Below are 18,469 nucleotides of genomic sequence, written 5' to 3'. Positions count from 1 at the left end.
GTCACGCTGCAACTCCTGTCGCGGGGCTTTGCGCTTCCGAAAGGCGCCGCCACAGCGGCGTCATCGCCACAGTAACATCCTTGTAGAGCCCATAGCGACGGTCGTAGTGGGCCGACAGCGCGCCGTTCGGCTGATAGCGCCGATCGGTGCGGACCATGGCGGTGGCCCCTTCGGTGAAATCGGCAAACAGGCCGACACCCGTCCCGGCCGCGATCGCAGCCCCGAGCGCCCCGGTTTCCCGCGAAACGGCGACGGTAACAGGAACGCCGAGGACATCCGCAAAGATCTGCGGCCAGAGCTTGCTGCGCGAGCCGCCGCCGGAGAGCACAGCCTCCTCGAAGGTTGCGCCTGCCTTGCGGATCGTCTCGATATGCTGGCGATGGCCGAAGGCGACGCCTTCCAGAAGCGCCCGGATCAGGTGCCCCTTGGTATGCCAGCCGGCCATGCCGTAGAAGCCGGCCCGCGCGTGGCCATCCTGCTGGGCGCCATAGAGATAGGGGTGATAGAGCGGATCGTCGGCCGCTGGCGTGACCGCGGCAGCAAGCGCGCAGGCCGCATCGAAGGGCGAGATGCTTTCCTCATGCTCCCCTTCGAAGAACTCTCGCACCAGCCATTCGAGATTGGCGGCCGACGTCGCGCTATTTTCCATCGCCATATAGCGGCTGCGATCGAAGGTGGAGGACATGAAGACTGGGCCATTAATATCGGGACCATCGATGATCACCTGGTTGATGCTCCAGGTGCCGGCAATGATCGAGGCGCTGCCGGTGCGCGACACGCCCGAGCCGAGCGCCGACGCCACGACATCGAACAGCCCGCCGATAACAGGTGTGCCTGCCGCAAGCCCGGTTTCGGCCGCCACCTCTTCCGCCACATGTCCCGCGATATCGGCGCTTTCTATCAGCGGCGGCAGCATGTGCATGCTGTCTGCGAGGCCGTAGGCCGCCATCAGTGTCCTGTCATAGCGGCGGGCCGCAAGGTCGAGCAAGCCGGCGCCGGACATGTCGGAAACTTCGCTGACGCGGCTACCGGTCAGCCGGTTGACAACGAAATCCTTGGAGAAGAACACCGTGCCTATGCGCTGGAACAGGTCCGGCCGGTGGCGCTTCAGCCAAGCGAGCAGAGTCGGCGTCTGGGAGGGCCAAGGGCGCTGGCGCGCGATCGGCGCTGTGCGGTCGCCGACCCCTTCCGCTGCCCATTCCTCGACAAGTCCGGTCGCGCGCGTATCGAGCGACTGGATACCGAGAAGCGGCTGACGATCGCGATCGAGCGCATAAAGACCATTGCCATGGCCAGCACAGCCGATCGCAGCGATATCCGTGGCAGCAATGCCGGCCTTGTCTAGGCAGGTGCGGATCACCCGTTTGGCATTGGCCCAGAGTTCGCCGAGGTCGCGCTCCACGTGACCGGGGTACGGCATACGACTATGCCCCTCCTCCCCGGCGTAGGCCACCTCCCGGCCGTTGAGATCAAAGATTACAGCCTTGATGACGGTGTTTCCGGCATCGAGCCCCAACAGATATTTTTCCATTCCGAACCCCTCCCAAGGTTCTGGCAGAGTTTTGCGCGATTCCGGCTGAAAACACAGGCCCCCGCTTCCATCACCCCTTCCGATAAAGTGCGAAAGCCTCTTCGCCAGTCGCATCCTCGTGGATGATCGCCATCAGGCCGCGCACGACGGCGCTCGGATTGGCATGCTGGTAGACGTTGCGCCCATAGACCATGCCCACCGCACCCTGCCGCATCAAGGCGGCGGACTTGGCGAAGACGGCGGACAAGTCCTCCTTGCCACCGCCGCGCACGAGAACCGGGCAGCGTGCCGCCTCGACCACACGGTGAAAATCCTCCGGGTTGGTCGTCGGGTCGGCCTTGACGATATCGGCACCCATCTCGCGGGCAAGTCGCGTCAGCGTCACGATCTTGTCGGCATCGCCATCGACCATATAGCCGCCGTGCTCAGTCACCGGCTGCATCACCAGCGGCTCGATCATCAGCGGCATCCCGTATTTCTCGCAATCGGCGCGAACGCGGGCAATGTTCTGGACGCATTGGCGGAAAAGATCAGGCTCATCCGGCAGCATGAACAGATTGACGACAACGCAGGCCGCATCCGTCTGCAGCGCGCCGATCAGCGGCTCGGCCTCGTTCTGCAACACGGCCCACATATCCCGGTGGCGGATGCGGTTATAGGGGTTGCCCATGTCGATGCGCATGACGAGGGCCGGCTTGTCCTTGCCGGGCAGGTCCTGCAACAGGTCGGCCTGACCATAGTTCATCTGGATCGCATCGGGCTTCGCGTCGACCAGCGCCTTCAGCACGGCGGGCATGTTCTCCAGCCCATCGAGGAAGGATGGCTCGTTGCAGACGCCATGATCGATCGCCACATCCAGGCAACGGCCGTTGCCGAACAGCCGGTTCATCCGGACCTTGCGGTTGTCTCGCATAATTCACTCCTTTGTTCGTTCCTTGCGGAAAGGGCTTCCTCCGAAACGCCGTGACGGTCGTTCAGGAGGTTCAGAAAACGGGTTCGCTCCTCGGCGGTGCGCTGCGGCGGCCAGCGTTTTTCCACGGCGAGGATGGCGAGCACGGCGTCGGTCGTGTCGAGCGAAAGTTCACCACTGATGGCGAGTGTTGTGCGCCGCAAGAGCAGGTCGTCCAGATGCTCCACGGCTTCGTGACGGATGAGATAGATGAACTCGCGGGTGCTGTAGCCGGCATGAGGCAGAAGATAGTCCGGTTCCAACACGATAAAGTGGGCGACCTCCTGCGCGTCCGTGCCATAGCGTTCAAAGAGCGTTTCCGCGCGATCGAGGGTGATGCCCGTCGCCTCAGCGAGCTGATGGACCCAGAGGTTCGGCTTGCCTGGAAAGCCACGTCCACCCCCGAAGGCACGCTCGGCGGTATCAATGCGACGTTTTCGGCCGAGCCGTTCCAGCGTCATATCGGCCGCCAGTTCCCCAAAGGAACGGAAAGTGGTCCACTTGCCGCCAATCATGCAGAGGACCGGCGGCTCGCCGTCGCGGCCTTCAAGCATCGTGCAGAAATGATCGCGCGGAATACGGCCGGTGAAGCTGTCATTGCTTGCCGGCAGAGGCCGAACGCCAGCAAACTGGAAGACGATCTCCTCAGGCCGGATCGAAATGCCCGGCAGCACGAATGCCAGTGATTGCAGGATATAATCCCGCTCGTCTGCCTCGCAGCGCACCGTTTCGGGGTCATCCACCCGGATATCGGTCGAGCCGACCAGCACCTTTCCAAGATAGGGAAAGAGGATGCAGATGCGGCCGTCCTCATTTTCATAATAGATCATGTGGCCGTCGAGCATGTCGCGCAGACCGGGATGGTCGATGATCAGATGTGAGCCCTTGGTGCCGCCCATCAGCGGCACGGGACGAGCCGCCTGCGGAAAGAGCGTGCCATTGGCGATATCGATCCAGCCGCCGGTGGCGTTGATGACGAGGGATGGCTTGACTGTCAGCATCTCGCCCGAAATCCCGTCACGCAGCAGGAAACCTCCGGCTGGAGCCTGCTCGATCGTCGCATAGTTCAGAGCGGAGGCGTTCGTGTCGGTCGAGAGGCCGTCGCGTAAAATTTCGATACCGATGCGCTCCGGGTGGCTGACCCAGGCATCGTAATAGGTAGCGGCGCTGCGGATCGCCGGGTTGAGCGCCGGCCATTTGGCAAGCGTGCTGCGGCGGCCGCGAAACTGGTGCTTCCGCATCAGGGCGCGCTTGCGTGTCAGAAAATCATAGATGCTGAGCCCCGCCTTGATGGTGATGGCGCCGCGGCGGCTCGGGCGGCGAGTGAGGCCGAGGAAACGCACGACGCCGTTACCGAGACCCGAAAAGACGTCGAAGATCGGAACAGTGGTCGGCAGCGGTGCGACGTAGTGGGGGGCGTTGCGCAACAACCGGTCGCGCTCGACCAGCGATTCCCGGACAAGGCTAAACTCGCCGTTTTCGAGATAGCGCAGCCCCCCATGCACCATGCGCGAGAGCGCAGCGCTGGCACCGGAACAATAGTCGCCCTTCTCGACCAGCAGCACGTTCACGCCCTGCAGCGCCAGCTCGCGAAAGACGCTGAGCCCGTTGATGCCGCCGCCGAGGACGCACACGTCCACCTTCGGGCTCTTGCGGAGCCCGTCCAATGTCTCTTCACGGTTCATGATGACAGCCTGTTATCCGTCCATGTTAGCCAGTTTCGCAGCCAGCGCCGCGTCAATGGCCGAAAGATCGTCCGCAGAAAGCCTGAGCGTTCCAGCCCGTGCATTGTCGAGTGCTTGCGCCGGATTGCGCGCGCCACAGAGAGAAAAGGTGACGCCCGGCTGCGAAAGCGTCCAGGCGATCACCACCTGCGCGATGCTCGCCGCATGCCGCTCCGCGATCGGCCGGATCGCGTCGGAAAACGCCTTCGCCTTCTGCCGGTTCGCGACGGAAAAGCGCGGATTGCCCTTGCGCTGGTCGTCGCCTGCGAAGATGCGATCCGGCCCGATGGTGCCCGACAGCAGGCCGAGCGCCAGCGAGGAATAGCTGAGCGTCGAAATCCCGTTTTGAACAGTGAGTGGCAGCAGGTCCGCCTCGATTTTGCGATCGATCATGCTGAACCGCTCCTGGATCGCGTCGAGCGATCCAGTTTGAACATATTGCTGAAGCTCGGCCTTATCGACGTTGCTGGCGCCGATGGCACGGATCTTGCCGGCCGCCTTCAGCTCCTCTAGCGCCAGCATCGTCTCCTCGACCGGCGTCGTCGCGTCCTGCCAATGAGTGATGTAGAGGTCGATATGATCCGTGCCGAGCCGGCGCAGACTTTCCTGGACTTCGTGGATGATAGAGTCACGCCCGAGATAGCGGTGAACCGGCTTGCCATCCTGGTCGAAGAAATGCTTGCCCTTCTGTGTATGCCAGACGAGGCCGCACTTGGTGGCGATGACAGCCTTGTCGCGCCGACCGGTGAGCGCCTTGCCAACGATCTCCTCAGAGCGGCCGAGGCCGTAAGCCGGGGCCGTGTCGATGAGGGTGACGCCAGCATCGAGCGACGCCTGGATGGCGGCAATGGATTGCGCCTCGTCCGTTCCGCCCCACATCCAGCCGCCGATCGCCCAGGTGCCGAGCCCGACGGCGGATGCCTTGACGCCCGAGCGCCCGATCTCGCGGATCAACTGTTCGCCGCTCATGCCGAAAACCCTTCCTTGGATGCAATTTCAAGAATGCGCGCCCCGGTCGCCTCGTCAGTGACGAGCGTATCGAGATGGTTGCCGCGCAGCACGCTCAGGATCGAGCTGGCCTTGTTAAGGCCGCTTGCGACGCCGATCTTCGTCGGGATCGAGGCGAACTCTTCCAGCGTCAGCGAAACCAGCGCCCGGTTCAGGCTGTAATCGCAGACCCGGCCCTCGCGATCGAGCAGATGGGCGAGCAGTTCCGCACTCGCGCCGGAATGTTCAATGGCCTTGCGGTCCTCGCTCGAAGAAGGATGCAGGTCGTAATAGGTCGAGTCCGTGCTGAGGATCGAGCCGATACCAACCACCGCGACCTTGGCTTCCCGCGCCCGCCGGAAGACATCGGCGACGGCGCGCATGTTGATCAGCATGTCCCGCTGCACGGCATCATCGGCAAAGAGCGGCGCGTGGATCTGGTAGGAGCGTCCGCCGAGCCGGTCGGCCATCAGCGTCGAGACGTGGTTGACGTCGGTATAGTGTTTGCCCTGTACGCAGCCGGTCGCGGGGATCACCTCGACGTCGAAACGGCGGGCGGGCTGCAGGCCGGCGACGACGGCCCCGACACCCTTGCCGCCGGTAATGCAGATCGTGTCGCCATCGGCGATTTCCTCCAGCAGCAGCCGAGCCGCAGCTTCCCCAACCGCTTGCAGCGCCGTCTGCGGATTGTCGGAGACTGTCGGCACCACCACGGCGCGGCGGATGCCGCCGAGCGAAAGCAGGCGCTCTTCCATGTCCACCAGCGGTTCAACCGGCGACTTGATCTTGATCTCGACAAGGCCGAGCTGGCGGCCGCGCTTGATCAGCCGGTTGACGGTGGCGTGCGAGATGCCGAGCTGGTCGGCAATCTGCGACTGCGTCAAACCTTCGAGGAAGTGCAGCACCAGCGCCTGGTGCATCTGGCGCGCGATGACGATTTCCTCGCGTGGCGCTGTGGTCTTGGGTTTCAGTTTGGCGATCGGCATATCAGGCGGCCTTCCGCTTGTGCAGGAAATGATCGATGGAAACGGCGGTGAGCAGAATGCACCCCTTGATCATGTCCTGCCAATAGACGGAGACATCGAGCAGGATCAGCGACGAGGTGACGACCGAGAGCAGCGCGATGCCAAGGATGGCGCCGAAGATCGTGCCCGAGCCGCCGTTCAGTGAAGCCCCGCCAATAACCGCCGCCGCGATGATATTCAGCTCCATGCCGACGCCGAAAGTGGGCGTCGCGGCACCGAAGCGGGACATATAGATGACACCTGCGACACCTGACAGCGTCGAGCAGAGAACCGTCACCCAGAACTTCACCTGGTTGGTGCGGATGCCGGAATAGAGTGCCGCCTTCTCGTTGCTGCCGGTGTAGAAGACCTTGCGGAAGGCGGTCGCCCGGCGCAGCAGGAAATCGAACAGGATGACGACAGCGACGAAGATCAGGATCACGTAGGGAACACCATAGAACGTGCCCTGCCCTACGGCCTTGAAACTTGCCGGTAGCGTGAAGAGCGAGAGCGGCGTGCCCTTGGTTATGATCAGGCAAAGCCCGCGTACGATCACCATGCCTGCAAGTGAGGTGATGAAGTGATTGAGCCCGACCACCGTCACGAAGAAACCCATGATCGCCCCAATGAAACCGCTGGCGAGAATGCCGACTAGCGAGGCCGTCCACGGGTCCAATCCGGCAAGGAACAGCGAACCGGAGAGCACCATCGCAAAGCAGACGACCGAGCCGACTGCGAGATCGATACCGCCGACTATGAGCAGGATCGTCATGCCGACGACGACGATGCCTTCCACAGAAAAGCTCATCAGCATGGCGCGGAAATTGCCGAACGTGAGGAAGTGCGGAGAGGCAAAGCTCATGATGGCGCAGAGCACCAGGATGATTGCGATCAGCCCCGCCTCGCGCATAGTGCCGATGCGTTTCCAGTGTCCGGTTTTCGGCATGTCCGCCGCGATCGTGTCGATTGCCATTCCCGTTTCCCCCTCCTTACGCGGCATGATCTGCCGTCCTTGCCGCATTGACCCCCGAGGCAAGGCGGATCACGGCTTCTTCCGTCATGTCTTCCGGGCCAAGCTCGCCCGCCATGCGCCCCTCCCGCACGACCATTACGCGGTCACAGAGCCCGAGCAGCTCCGGCATTTCCGACGAGATGACGACAATACCGATACCCGCGCGCGCGAGGTCGCGCAGCAGCCGGTGAATTTCGGCTTTCGCGCCGACATCGATGCCGCGTGTCGGCTCGTCCATCAGGATCACCTTGGGATTGACGGCAAGTTGCTTGGCGATCGCCACCTTCTGCTGGTTACCGCCCGAAAGCGATTTGACTGGCGCCTCGACGCCGCCCATGCGCACCGCCAGCCGCCGCGCGAAATCCTCCGCCAGCGCCGCCTCGGCGCGACCGTTGAGCAGACCGGCATGATTGGTGAGCGCCTTCAGGTTCAGCACCGAGATATTCTGGGCGATCGACATTTCCAGGAAAATGCCCGAGCCCTTGCGGTCCTCCGACAGATAGACGATGCCGGTCTTGACCGCATCGGCATAGGCGCGGATCGCCTGAGACTTGCCATGCAGGCGGACCTCGCCGGACGTATGCGCACGAAGGCCGCAAATGCCCTCGGCGATTTCTGTGCGGCCGGAGCCGATCAGGCCGCCAATGCCGAGGATTTCGCCTTTGTGCAAATCGAAGCTGATGTCATGAAAACGCGCACCGTCGCTGATGCCATCGACTTCAAGGATCATCTCGCTCGGCTCCTCGCCCGCTCCGAGTTTGTCGGGATAGAGCTGCGTGATCTCGCGACCGACCATGCGGCGCACCACGTCGTCAGCCGTGACATCGGCGACGTTGTCGGTGCAGACATAACGGCCGTCACGGAATACGGTCACCCGGTCGCAGAGGCTGAAGATCTCGGCCATGCGATGGCTGATATAGATAATCGAGATGCCGTTCGCCTTGAGATCGCGGATGATGGAAAAGAGCTGTTGCGCCTCGGTTTCGGTAAGCGCAGCAGTGGGCTCATCGAGGATCAGAACGCGGCAGTCCAGCGTCAGCGCCTTGGCGATCTCGACAAGCTGCTGGCTGGAAATCGGTAGATCGGCGACCTTCTGGCGCACATCGATGGCGGCGAGCCGGTTCATCACCGCCTGGGCATCGCGCTCCAGGGCACGGTAATTCATGAAAGGGGTGCGTCGGCGGTTGATTGCCGCCATGAACATGTTTTCGGCCACCGTCGCATCCGGGCAAAGTGCGATTTCCTGATGCACGAGACCGATGCCCAGCGATTGCGCAGCAGCCGGCGAAGCAATGCGCACGGGTTTGCCATCGACGCGGATCTCGCCTTCGGTCGGCTGCAGCACGCCGGCGATGATGTTCATCAGGGTCGACTTTCCGGCGCCGTTTTCGCCACACAGCGCATGAACCTCGCCGCGTTCGAGCGTGAAGTTGACATCGGTCAAGGCCTTCACCGCCCCGAAATGCTTGGTCATGCCGTGAATGGTGAGCACCGGCTCCGCCATTGTCATTTTCCCTTACTTCATAGCCGGCAACAGATCGATGCGGCTGCTGTAATCTGACGCTTCTCCCCCAGCGGGGAGAAGTGCTAAGTTCGCGAGGCGATGAGGAGACTGTGCGGCATGCTTAGAGCCAGCCCCCTCATCCAGCCGGGGAGAAGAGCCCCCTGCCCTTATTCCTCGATTCCCTTCGTGCCACGCCGCTTCAGGTACTTGTCCCAATAGAAGTCGTCGGCATTTTCGGCGGTGACGATCGAAAGGCCGTTGTCGACGACCGGGATGCTCATCGGGTTGAAGCCCGAGCGCTTGGCGTCGTTCATCGGGTCGATCAGTTCCGGGTGCTTTGCAAGCCACAGCAGCATGAAGCCCATGTAGCCCTGCATGCCTTGGTTCGGGTTTATCGATCCGAAGACTTCGCCGGCCTTGATCATATCGAGGATGTTGGCGTTGACGTCGGCGCACATCACGAGAACCTTGCCGCCGTTTTCCTTGGACGCCTGCGAGGCACCGATCGCGGAGTTCGCCTCTGGCATGAAGACTGCGCCGAGGTTCGGATTGGCTTGAATCAGGCTCGAAAGCCCCTGGTAGGCCTTGGTCGGGTCTTGGTTGGAAGCGGCGCGGCCAACCAGCTTCATGTCCGGCCACTTTTCTTCCATACGGCCGATGAAGGCGGTGATGCGCTTGTCGTGGTTGTCCTGACCGGGATTTTCCAGAACCGCATATTCGCCCTTGCCGCCCATCTTCTCGGCAATCGCGTCGGCGGCATAGACTCCTTCGCGATTGTTGTCCGAGGTGATGAACGAAACGCGCTTGGAAAGCGGCGAGTCGGCGGCGAAGGTGACGACGGCCGTGCCTTGGTCTATGGCGCGGTTGATCGGCTCGATGAACGGATCGGAGTTCATCGGATGGACGAGGATGCCGGCGGGGTTCTGGGCCAGCGCCTGGTCGAAGGTGGCGATCTGCTTGTTGACGTCATATTCCGGCGTGCCGGTATAGGCCGTTTCGCAGCCGAACTGCTGGCCGGCCTGCTTGAACATCTCATAGACCGGGAACCAGTATTCGACGCCCGAAACCATGACGTTCATGACGTATTTTTCACCCGGCTTGCAGCGGAACGGATTGTCGGTCTCCGCCGACGCCGTGCTGGCAAAAAGCGTTGTTGCAAGGACCGCCAATGCGGTCGAGCCTAAAAATTTGCGCAAGATTCCTCCTCGAGGCCGAAGCCCCTCCCAAAAGCCCGAGGGCGTCAAACCGACGCCGCTGATCGCGTTGAAACCGAACTTCCTCCTCGAAGTTCGATGAGAACAATAAAGGCGAAGACAAAATGCATGTCAATATAATTCATGCAGTGAAATATATTTCAGATCATTATTGCGACGACTGCGGCGCAACAGGTCCAGCAATACAAGCGCTGTACCGCGAGGTGTTATTGTTTCCTGAGTGCAGCGTGATCGTGCCATCAGCCATGATGAACGTCTTCACTTGTTGAGCTGACACGGGTGGGTGACGCTGGCGCGAAAAGCGGCTAAATTCGCTGGCAAGCGCCAGTTTGAGCCTTGAATTCGTTCGGCGCAACTCATGACAGCACGTTCACAGCGAAATCATCTGAGAGCGCATGGAACGATCCGGCAAATCAGACGGCAAGACATATTGCTTTGGTGACTATCGGTTCATTCCGGACCGTCAAGTGCTGATGCTTCGCGACAACCCTTTGCGTGTGGGAAGCCGGGCTCTCGATCTGCTCCAATTGCTCGTCAGCCGTGCGGGGGAAGTCGTCGGCAAGGACGAGCTGATGAGCTTCGCCTGGCCGAACACTTTCGTTCATGAGAGCAACCTGAAAGTCAACATCGCCGCGCTTCGCCGTGCGCTTCCACAAGCGCCTTCAGGCCGATCGTGCATTGCCACCGTGACCGGCCGCGGCTACCGCTTCGTTGCGCCCCTGCGCATCTATGGTGGAGACCAGCCGCACCTCTCCTTCGATCCGGCCAACGCTTTCATCCGCCAGTTGCCCCGCCTGCCGCAACTTGTCGGTCGCCACGACGTCGTTGCGGAACTCGTCGCCAGGCTACCGGAAAGCCGACTGGTAACCGTTGTCGGACCAGCGGGAGTCGGCAAGACGACTGTCGCTGTCGCCATGGCAAAAAGCCTTCTGGACAACTATCGGGACGGTGTCTGTTTTGTGGATCTTGCCGTCATCGGCGATCCCCAGCTTGTGGAGGTGACGATAGCGACGTCGCTGGGCATCGGCGGCAGATGGGCGAATACGCTTGCCGGGATCGTCGAGGCATTGCGCAGTCACGAAATGCTGCTCGTGCTGGACAACTGCGAGCATGTTCTCAGCACCGCGTCGGCGATCGCGGAACACCTTACGCTTGCGCTTCCGGGCCTTCACATCATCGCCACAAGCCGGGAGCCACTTCGATCACGGTCGGAGAGCGTCTATCGCCTGTCTCCGCTCCGCTATCCAGACGAACACCGCGGAGAGAACCGGACGGATGCCCTGACCTTCCCCGCTGTCCAGCTCTTTGTTCAACGCGTCAACGAAGCCTGCGGGTACCAACTCGATGATGCCGACGCGCCAGTGGTGGCAGCCATATGCCGACGTCTGGACGGTGTTGCGCTTGCAATCGAGCTCGCCGCATCGCGGCTGCCGCTATTGAAACCGACAACCCTGCTTGTTCTGCTCGAACACAGTTTCGAGCCACTTGTCGCCAACTCTGCGGCGACCCCGCCACGACACCAGACCCTGATCGCCACCTTGGAGTGGAGCTATCAGCTCCTGTCCAAGGATGAGGCCAAACTTTTGCGCCTCCTATCGGTGTTTTCGGCAGGCTTCTCTCTCTCCGATGTCATCGGCGTGGCCGACTACACCGACCGAGGCATCGAGGAGATTGCGACTTGCACGGAAAGCCTCGCGGCGAAATCGCTTTTGTCGGCCGCGCACGACGTCGAAAGGCTACGCTATCGGCTGCTCGATAGCACCCGCAGCTTCGCGGCGGAGCAGTTGGACAGGAGCGGAGAAGCCGCAGACGCCCGGTCGCGCCATGCGCGCTACCTTCTCCGTCTGTTCGAGCAAGCTGAGGCGGAGTGGCCCTGGAGGCCCAGGAACGAATGGACCGCTTGCTACGCACATCGAACAAACGACTTGCGCGAGGCGATCAACTGGAGTTTTGGCAAAGGCGCCGAACCGGAGGTGGGCGTGCGCCTTACCGCCGCAGCAATTCCGCTTTGGGACGAATTGTCGACCGTCGCTGAAAGCCGGCGATTTGTCGAGCGCGCGCTGCAAAACACGGAAGCGCTGTCGCGCTGCGATCCCGCTGTCAGGATGAAGCTCATCGCGTCCTATGCCTCAGGTCTCAATTTCTCCGATCATCTCGGGCCCGAAGCCGACGCGGCTTGGGCGGAGGCCAACCGACTGGCGCGCGAGATCGACAATATCGATTATCAGCTTCGAACTTTGTGGGGCCTCGGCATATTGCAGAGCTTCACTGGGCGGCACAGGCAGGCGATCGCGACGCTTGAGCAGTTTGCCAAACTTGCATGCGGGGAGGATGAACGTCTGGCTATCGTGGAGGGAGAACGGGTCAGGCTGACGGCCGTCTTCTATCGCGGTGATGTAAAGCGCTCGCACTGCGACCTGAAGCGACTCGCGCACGACAATGCCACCACCGCCAAGCGCTCGGCCGTCGCCCGCTTTCAGATGGACCGATTCGTGTCGGTCCGGGTGGCATTGGCGATGACAGCCTGGGTGGCGGGAGATCGCGCTGAGGCGACGGCGGCACTGCGGGACGCGCTCGACCATAGTCTCGCACTCAACCATACGGTCTCGCATTCCAACGCCCTGGCACAGGCCGCCCTACCTATCGCCGTGTGGTCCGGTGATACCGAAATTGCACGCCTGCATGTCGCAGCGCTTGCCCGCAATCTTACCTTGCGCGAAATCGCGATCTGGCGACCGGTCTGTCTTTTCTACCATGGCGTCGTTGGGAGCATGGAAGGCGACCCCGAAGGGGTCGACACGATGCACCTCGGAATTGAGCAACTCGTCGCCAGCAACTTCCTTGTTCGGGTGCCGTTCTATCTCGCCATTCTCGCCGAAGCTGCCTTGCGCGACGGCCGCATCGCGCTGGCCCGCGACTGCCTGAGCGCCGCTTTCGACCGCGCCGATCGGCAGGGCGAACACTGGTCCCGACCGGAGCTACTGCGCGTGCGCGGAATGCTGCAGCGGCTGGATGGCGACCTGTCGGGCGCCTCGGAAACGCTGCTGCTCGCGGCGGAAACCGCAAGGGAAAGCGGTGCGCTTTTCTTCCAGCTTCGGGCGTCGACGGCGTTAGCGGAACTATGGGTGGAGGCCGACCGGCACGCGGCAGCGGCAGAACTGCTGTCGCCCGTTTGCGCCGAATTCGATGACCTATTGCCCTGCGGGAACGTGGTAAAGGCGCGTCAACTTCTCGAAGCTCTCCGGCAGAACACCTATCCTGATTGACTCTTGAACCTAACCATTCTTGTTCGCAACCAGAACCGGGTCGAGGACAAAGGCGGTCCGCTCGGCGAGGTCATGGATTCTGGACAGGTAATTCTTGAAATGCGGCGTCGCGCGGTGCGCCGCTGCCGCGGCGTTGTCGATATAGAGTTCATCGAGAATGTAGCGGTCGGCTTTCGCCTGATCCCGCCAGACATCCCATCGCAGATTGCCCGGCTCCATCCTGCAGTCGGGCGCCATAGCAAAGAGCAGCGTCTCGAGTTCTTCGGCTTTGCCGGGCTTGGCAAGCAAGGTGGCCATGATCTTGACGTAGGGCATGATCCGGTTCCGCTATTTATCGGCAGTTTCGATGAAGGCTGCGACCTCTCTGGCGTGCGACTGGTTTTTCGGCGGCAACAGAGGCGACTGGAGCGAAAGCGGTGATGGCAGCGAGCAATATCCAGATTGAGCGTTTCATCGTGTCAAACTCCTGATGTCTCGCCGGCGGACCGATGCCGGCCGTTCGGGAAATTTGCCGAGATGATATCGTGAGGGTTGCGGATCGGCTGGTTAAAAGACGTAAAAACCGAAGTGGCTACGCAACAGCCTGGATCGGCCGCTGGTGCCAGGCGAATGCCTAGGTTCTCCGGGCCGGATAAGGCCCCAGGAAAAGAACCACTGTCGCGCCACCGATGAGCAGCACCGCACAGGCTTTGAGGATGCCCGAATAGGTGCCCGTGTTATCGAACGCGTAGCCAAACAGGCTAGGACCCACGAAAGCGCCTACCACGAAGATGCCGTATAGTGTCGCATAGGTCGTGGCGTAGCTCCGCATCCCGAGATAGCGGGAAACCAGATAGGCCATCAGGTCGAATTCCACTCCAGATACCAGGCCGAGTAATAGGATGGCGATGCAAGCCATGGAGAAGCCTACATCGTCCAGCGAAAGGATGAAGCAGGCAACAGCGCCGAGCGTCAATATGACCGTGCCAACCGCGGGCGCCCAGAACCTGTCGACCAAAACGCCGCCAATCAGTCGACCGGTCACGGCCGCTATTCCGACAAGCGAGGCGAGTTGGACAACTTCCGTCGGCGAAAGCCGCAGCGAACGAAGGATGTTTTCAATGTTGGGGAGCGGAGCCGCGACGGCAAGGGACATCGGAATGAAGACGATTGCCAGAAGCCAGAACGAGCGCGAGTGAAAGGCCTCGCGTGCGGTCATGCCTTCCAACGCTTTGCCTGGCGCCGGTCGAGCGTCGACATTCCTGCTACGCAATCCGGCAAAGCCCCACAGAACCATCGGACAAGCTATGAGGATCGGCATGGCGCCCACTATGAGGATCGCGATACGCCAACCGCCGGTCTCGATCAGCAATTGAGCCAGCGGCTTCACCACGAAGGCGAACAGGCCTGCGCCGGACAGCGCGATGCCAAGGGCAAGACCCCGACGCTCCTCGAACGCACTGTTGATCACCCGCGTGAAGACGACCGGCGTCGCCCCCAACCCGAAAATCGCGATGGCCAGCCACGAGAGATAATATTGACCGATCGAGCCACTTGATGCCGCAAGCGTCATATAGCTCAGGCCTAGGCACGACAACGAGGTTGACGCCACCAGGCGCACTCCCAACCTGTCGATCAACATCGCGAAGAATGGCCCGATCGCCAGAACTGAGGCGGCCAACAACGACAGGCCGCCAAAAATTGTCGCGAACGACCAGCCGAATTCTCTCGCGAAAATCGGCGCGAAGACGCCGACCGTGTAGAACGGGATGGCAGGCAAGCCAAAAGCCGTTCCAAGTAGGCTGGCTAGAACGATCCGCCAGCCGCTCGTGAACTCGGAGAAGTCCGTTCCCTTCATAAAGGCTTCCTTCGTCGAAACCAGTCGTTCGGCAACCGAATCGCTGCGCAAAAGTGCATGCGCAATCCATCTCTGTCAGCAACTCATGTACGATTGACCACAGTCGTAACATCGGCGGAACCTATTGGAAGGCGGCCGATCGGATGAGAACCGTGCTGTCTCCGCAATGTCCGCCTCTTGGATACGACGACTACCATGTCGAAGACAGAGATGAAGGCGCACTGCGGCATCCCAACCGACCTTGATTGACGATGTTGCCGCTTGCCCAGAGCGCGCGGCGCAGGGTCGCGCTATTTGATCTTGAGGTCGCTTCCCTCGACGAACAGGTTCGGCAACGCCGCTCGGGTTTGCGTCCATTCCTTGCCGATCAAGCCTGATATCCTCACGACAGAAGATTCACCTCTTTTAACCGGCGACCATCCTTGAGCGATGCTACCAATGTGGTGGGCCGGGTGGATAGCGAAATCCGACAGGTTACGGCCCGACAGCACTGAGCGGGTTCGAGCTTTCGGTGGTCCTTGGCGGCCATGCCTGCTTGCGCCTGGACCGGATTGGTCGAGAACCATCGGATCGAGGAGGGAGCATGCCTCGCGCGCTGAGCACACTGACTTTGTCGGACGCCAAGCAGATGCTCCAGGCGGCTGAGGCCAAGGCGGCCAAGCTTGGTATCCCCTACAACATCGCCGTGGTCGATGCCGGGGGCGCGCTGATCGCATTCGCGCGCCAGGACGGCGCGCTCGAAGGTAGCATCGATCTTGCCATCGGAAAGGCGAAGACGGCTCGGATGTTCAACAAGACGACCGAATATCTCGCTGAATTGGCGCAGCCAGGCGCGCCGCTGTTCGGGATAGAGCAGAGCAACGATGGCCGGGTGGTGATTTTCGGTGGCGGTTTGCCTGTGACGATCGACGATCAGATTGTCGGTGCCGTCGGCGCAAGCGCCGGTTCGGTCGAGCAGGACATCGCGGTCGCTGAGGCGGCAGCCAGCGCGATCATGACAAATCCAACCTGACAAAGGAGACCAGTTATGAAGGCAGCGCGCATTCTTGAATACAAGAAGCCCCTCGTCCTCGAGGACATCAAGGTTCCCGGCATTCAGCCCGACGAGGTGCTCGTGAAGGTCGCCGCTTGCGGCATGTGCCGCTCGGACGTGCTGCTTATTGATGGCTTCTTCCAGGGCTATGGCGATATTCCGCCCCCCGTCATTCCTGGTCATGAGATCACCGGAACAGTCGAGAAGATCGGCGGTGTCGTTGCCAAGGCCTCGGGCCTTGCGGAAGGTGACCACGTCGTCGTCTCGCCCGGATGGGGCGACGGCGTCTGCAAGCATTGCCAGGTCGGCAATACGCACATCTGCCCCAATGTCCGTTGGCCGGGGTTTGGTCCTTATGGTGGCTTTGCCGAATACATCCCGGTGCCGGCACGCTATGCCATCAAGGTCGCCAAGCACCTCAAGTTCGAGCAACTGGCACCCCTGACAGATGCCGGACTAACTCCTTATCGCGGGCTCAAGAAGATCCGCAATGCCGGTGGTCTGGGACCCGATAAGGTAGTCGGCGTGTTCGGCATCGGCGGCCTTGGCACCTATGCCGTCCAATATGCCAAGCTGCTGGGCGCGGGCGGCCCAGTCGTTGCCGTCGCCCGGAACGAAGAAAAACTCCAGGTCGCCAAGAAATATGGCGCCGACCACGTCATCGCGATCGAGGGCAAGTCGTCGGAAGATGTCGGGAAAGAGCTTAAGACGGCGACCGGCCAGGACAAGTTCGACGCGATCATCGACTGCGCGGGCGCGACGGAGATGATGCAGCTTGCCTTCTCGCGCCTGGCGATCAACGGGCACTACGCAGACGTCGGCTTCATCGACGACCGGATCAACATTCCGTTGTTTCCACGCGTCTCGGGTGAGCAAACCTTTCACGGCTCCTTCTGGGGAAACAACGCCGATCTCATCGAGGTCATGGCGCTGGCTGCCGAGGGCAAGATCCAACACACGATCAAGACGATCTCGTTCAAGGATATCAACGAATACATCGATCTCATGCGGGACAACAAGATCGTCGGGCGTGCCGTGGTCACATTCTGACGGCACGGACTGCGAGAACCAAGCCGAATCATATGTTTAGGAGACAATCATGACCCAGCATGTCCTGTTCATCGTCACCAATGCAGCTGTAATCGGACCGCAGAGTCGGAAAACCGGCTTTTTCTTTGCGGAAGTTGCCCACCCGTTCGATGTGCTCGACACCGCGGGCATTGCCGTGGAATTTGCCTCACCTGCCGGCGGATGGACGCCCTATGACGCGTATGACGAAAAGGACCCCGCCCAGAAGGCGTTCTTCGCGAGCAAGGCCTTTCGACGGCTGAACCGCAGCCGGAAACTTAGCGAGGTCGACGCCGCCGACTACGATGCCATCCTTGTGCCCGGCGGATTGGGACCGATGGTCGACATTCAGCGAAATGCGGAGGTGCAGCGGGCGATCGCGCGCGCCTGGACGACAGACAAGCTGGTGACCGCCGTTTGCCACGGGCCCTGCGCGCTGCTCGGCGTAGACGTTGGAGACGGCAAACCGTTCGTCCATGGCAAAAAGCTGACGGGCTTCTCTAAGAAAGAGGAATATGACTATGCCCGCGAGGACGTGCCTTACGAACTTGAGGACGCGCTCAGAGCCGAGGGCGCGGAATACTCGTCAGTTGCCAATTGGCAGCCGCATGTTGTCGTCGATGGCCGCCTAATTACGGGCCAGAATCCCGCTTCGGCAGGGGAGCTCGGGAAGAAACTGCTTGGGGCCTTGCGAGACCGTGCCTCCCCGGCCTGAGGCATCGACATCAGACAGGAAAACCACCATGCCGCAATCATTCGTGAAAATCACCGCCAGCCTGACTGCGCATCCCGCCAAAGCGGATAAACTGCGCGAGTTGCTGATCGGCCTGGTGCCGCATTGTCGGGCGGAACCAGGCAATTTGCGCTGGGACATATGGCGAGACACCTCAATGCCCGCGCGCTACTTGCTCGATGAGCTTTATCGTGACGCAGAGGCGGTCGACGACCATCGCCAGACTCAGCACTATTAGGCCTATCTCGCCCAAGTTCCGGCGTTGGCGGATCGCTCGGCGCTTGTCTTGGAAGCTGCCGCGCTCGGGGAGTAACCGGAACGGAGGGTCTCATGCTCAAAGTGGTGCAAGCCTATGATCGCGAACATATCGCCGATCTGCCGACAGACGACGCCGCAGCTCTCGAACGCAAGCTGACCGTCGCCCACAAACGCTTTTAGACCGACGCGGGTGGCTAAAGCCGCACCAACGTAAGGCGATGCTCCTGCGCCTTGCAGATCTGGTTTTGCAGCAAGGCGAGACGTTCGCGGTACGCATCGCACGAGAAGGGGGCAAGCCCTACACCGATGCATTGGTTGAAACCCATCGCGCGATAGATGGCATTCAAAA

15 protein-coding genes and 1 pseudogene are annotated in these 18,469 nt (G+C 61.3%); 6 read left to right on the top strand and 10 right to left on the bottom strand.

Translation table 11 applies throughout. The features are described 5' to 3' along the window. Nucleotide 1: 1 nt before the first annotated feature. From RGCCGE502_RS00075 to RGCCGE502_RS00040, 8 genes are all read right to left on the bottom strand, one after another. On the bottom strand, nt 2–1,531 hold the full coding sequence (locus RGCCGE502_RS00075) for an FGGY-family carbohydrate kinase (protein ID WP_016552117.1): 1,530 nt from the start codon (nt 1,529–1,531) through the stop codon (nt 2–4). 70 nt (nt 1,532–1,601) lie between these two features. Continuing rightward, nucleotides 1,602–2,444 carry a class I fructose-bisphosphate aldolase gene (locus RGCCGE502_RS00070; protein WP_016552116.1) on the bottom strand — a complete coding sequence of 281 codons (843 nt, stop codon included), beginning with the start codon at nt 2,442–2,444 and terminating at the stop codon, nt 1,602–1,604. Then, nucleotides 2,417–4,165 carry a glycerol-3-phosphate dehydrogenase/oxidase gene (locus RGCCGE502_RS00065; protein WP_016552115.1) on the bottom strand — a complete coding sequence of 583 codons (1,749 nt, stop codon included), beginning with the start codon at nt 4,163–4,165 and terminating at the stop codon, nt 2,417–2,419. Before RGCCGE502_RS00065 ends, RGCCGE502_RS00070 begins: the two co-directional genes overlap by 28 nt. A gap of 12 nt (nt 4,166–4,177) precedes the next feature. Next, a complete protein-coding gene (locus RGCCGE502_RS00060) occupies nt 4,178–5,173 on the bottom strand; it encodes an aldo/keto reductase (RefSeq protein WP_016552114.1) in 996 nt (331 codons plus the stop codon). Then, the gene (locus RGCCGE502_RS00055) at nt 5,170–6,177 is read right to left on the bottom strand and encodes a sugar-binding transcriptional regulator (RefSeq protein WP_016552113.1); all 1,008 of its coding nucleotides are present in this window, start codon (nt 6,175–6,177) and stop codon (nt 5,170–5,172) included. Before RGCCGE502_RS00055 ends, RGCCGE502_RS00060 begins: the two co-directional genes overlap by 4 nt. Before the next feature lies 1 nt (nt 6,178). Further along, nucleotides 6,179–7,168 (bottom strand): ABC transporter permease, encoded by a 990-nt coding sequence (locus RGCCGE502_RS00050; protein ID WP_016552112.1) that lies wholly within the window; start codon nt 7,166–7,168, stop codon nt 6,179–6,181. A 16-nt stretch (nt 7,169–7,184) separates the two neighbouring features. Beyond that, complete coding sequence (locus tag RGCCGE502_RS00045; RefSeq protein ID WP_016552111.1) at nt 7,185–8,711, bottom strand: sugar ABC transporter ATP-binding protein; 1,527 nt, start codon at nt 8,709–8,711, stop codon at nt 7,185–7,187. Between the two features lie 167 nt (nt 8,712–8,878). Continuing rightward, on the bottom strand, nt 8,879–9,907 hold the full coding sequence (locus tag RGCCGE502_RS00040) for a substrate-binding domain-containing protein (RefSeq protein WP_016552110.1): 1,029 nt from the start codon (nt 9,905–9,907) through the stop codon (nt 8,879–8,881). Between the two features lie 413 nt (nt 9,908–10,320). Between RGCCGE502_RS00040 and RGCCGE502_RS00035 the strand changes: the two genes are divergently transcribed. After that, nucleotides 10,321–13,191 carry an ATP-binding protein gene (locus tag RGCCGE502_RS00035; protein ID WP_016552109.1) on the top strand — a complete coding sequence of 957 codons (2,871 nt, stop codon included), beginning with the start codon at nt 10,321–10,323 and terminating at the stop codon, nt 13,189–13,191. 9 nt (nt 13,192–13,200) lie between these two features. On the opposite strand, the gene RGCCGE502_RS00030 is transcribed toward RGCCGE502_RS00035, so the two are convergent. Together RGCCGE502_RS00030 and RGCCGE502_RS00025 are read right to left on the bottom strand one after the other, a co-directional pair. Then, nucleotides 13,201–13,506, bottom strand: coding sequence for a putative quinol monooxygenase (locus RGCCGE502_RS00030; protein ID WP_016552108.1), 306 nt, complete (start codon nt 13,504–13,506; stop codon nt 13,201–13,203). Between the two features lie 298 nt (nt 13,507–13,804). Beyond that, nucleotides 13,805–15,028 carry an MFS transporter gene (locus RGCCGE502_RS00025; RefSeq protein ID WP_040673822.1) on the bottom strand — a complete coding sequence of 408 codons (1,224 nt, stop codon included), beginning with the start codon at nt 15,026–15,028 and terminating at the stop codon, nt 13,805–13,807. A 583-nt stretch (nt 15,029–15,611) separates the two neighbouring features. On the opposite strand from RGCCGE502_RS00025, the gene RGCCGE502_RS00020 reads away from it, so the two are divergent. From RGCCGE502_RS00020 to RGCCGE502_RS37830, 5 genes and pseudogenes are all read left to right on the top strand, one after another. Then, nucleotides 15,612–16,040, top strand: coding sequence for a GlcG/HbpS family heme-binding protein (locus RGCCGE502_RS00020; RefSeq protein WP_016552106.1), 429 nt, complete (start codon nt 15,612–15,614; stop codon nt 16,038–16,040). Nucleotides 16,041–16,055: 15 nt separating this feature from the next. Further along, entirely contained in the window at nt 16,056–17,111 is a 1,056-nt protein-coding gene (locus RGCCGE502_RS00015) for an NAD(P)-dependent alcohol dehydrogenase (protein ID WP_016552105.1), read from the top strand. A gap of 49 nt (nt 17,112–17,160) precedes the next feature. Further along, on the top strand, nt 17,161–17,844 hold the full coding sequence (locus RGCCGE502_RS00010) for a type 1 glutamine amidotransferase domain-containing protein (protein ID WP_016552104.1): 684 nt from the start codon (nt 17,161–17,163) through the stop codon (nt 17,842–17,844). A gap of 28 nt (nt 17,845–17,872) precedes the next feature. Continuing rightward, a pseudogene (locus tag RGCCGE502_RS00005) lies at nt 17,873–18,175 on the top strand (putative quinol monooxygenase). Between the two features lie 163 nt (nt 18,176–18,338). Next, nucleotides 18,339–18,469 (top strand): aldehyde dehydrogenase (locus tag RGCCGE502_RS37830; RefSeq protein ID WP_016552101.1); only part of this gene is annotated, 131 nt, incomplete at its 3' end.

This window comes from Rhizobium grahamii CCGE 502 (assembly GCF_000298315.2).
Lineage (GTDB): Bacteria > Pseudomonadota > Alphaproteobacteria > Rhizobiales > Rhizobiaceae > Rhizobium > Rhizobium grahamii.
The sequence above is the reverse complement of the archived record's forward strand: the minus strand, read 5'-3'. Positions and strand labels throughout refer to the sequence as shown.

Excerpts from the sequence above, each read along its gene's own strand:
- RGCCGE502_RS00035 (WP_016552109.1), top strand. The coding sequence starts at position 10,321 with ATGGAACGATCCGGCAAATCAGACGGCAAGACATATTGCTTTGGTGAC.
- RGCCGE502_RS00020 (WP_016552106.1), top strand. The coding sequence starts at position 15,612 with ATGCCTCGCGCGCTGAGCACACTGACTTTGTCGGACGCCAAGCAGATG.
- RGCCGE502_RS00070 (WP_016552116.1), bottom strand. The coding sequence starts at position 2,444 with ATGCGAGACAACCGCAAGGTCCGGATGAACCGGCTGTTCGGCAACGGC.
- RGCCGE502_RS00025 (WP_040673822.1), bottom strand. The coding sequence starts at position 15,028 with ATGAAGGGAACGGACTTCTCCGAGTTCACGAGCGGCTGGCGGATCGTT.
- RGCCGE502_RS00055 (WP_016552113.1), bottom strand. The coding sequence starts at position 6,177 with ATGCCGATCGCCAAACTGAAACCCAAGACCACAGCGCCACGCGAGGAA.
- RGCCGE502_RS00010 (WP_016552104.1), top strand. The coding sequence starts at position 17,161 with ATGACCCAGCATGTCCTGTTCATCGTCACCAATGCAGCTGTAATCGGA.
- RGCCGE502_RS00015 (WP_016552105.1), top strand. The coding sequence starts at position 16,056 with ATGAAGGCAGCGCGCATTCTTGAATACAAGAAGCCCCTCGTCCTCGAG.
- RGCCGE502_RS00075 (WP_016552117.1), bottom strand. The coding sequence starts at position 1,531 with ATGGAAAAATATCTGTTGGGGCTCGATGCCGGAAACACCGTCATCAAG.
- RGCCGE502_RS00065 (WP_016552115.1), bottom strand. The coding sequence starts at position 4,165 with ATGAACCGTGAAGAGACATTGGACGGGCTCCGCAAGAGCCCGAAGGTG.
- RGCCGE502_RS00050 (WP_016552112.1), bottom strand. The coding sequence starts at position 7,168 with ATGGCAATCGACACGATCGCGGCGGACATGCCGAAAACCGGACACTGG.
- RGCCGE502_RS00030 (WP_016552108.1), bottom strand. The coding sequence starts at position 13,506 with ATGCCCTACGTCAAGATCATGGCCACCTTGCTTGCCAAGCCCGGCAAA.
- RGCCGE502_RS00060 (WP_016552114.1), bottom strand. The coding sequence starts at position 5,173 with ATGAGCGGCGAACAGTTGATCCGCGAGATCGGGCGCTCGGGCGTCAAG.
- RGCCGE502_RS00045 (WP_016552111.1), bottom strand. The coding sequence starts at position 8,711 with ATGGCGGAGCCGGTGCTCACCATTCACGGCATGACCAAGCATTTCGGG.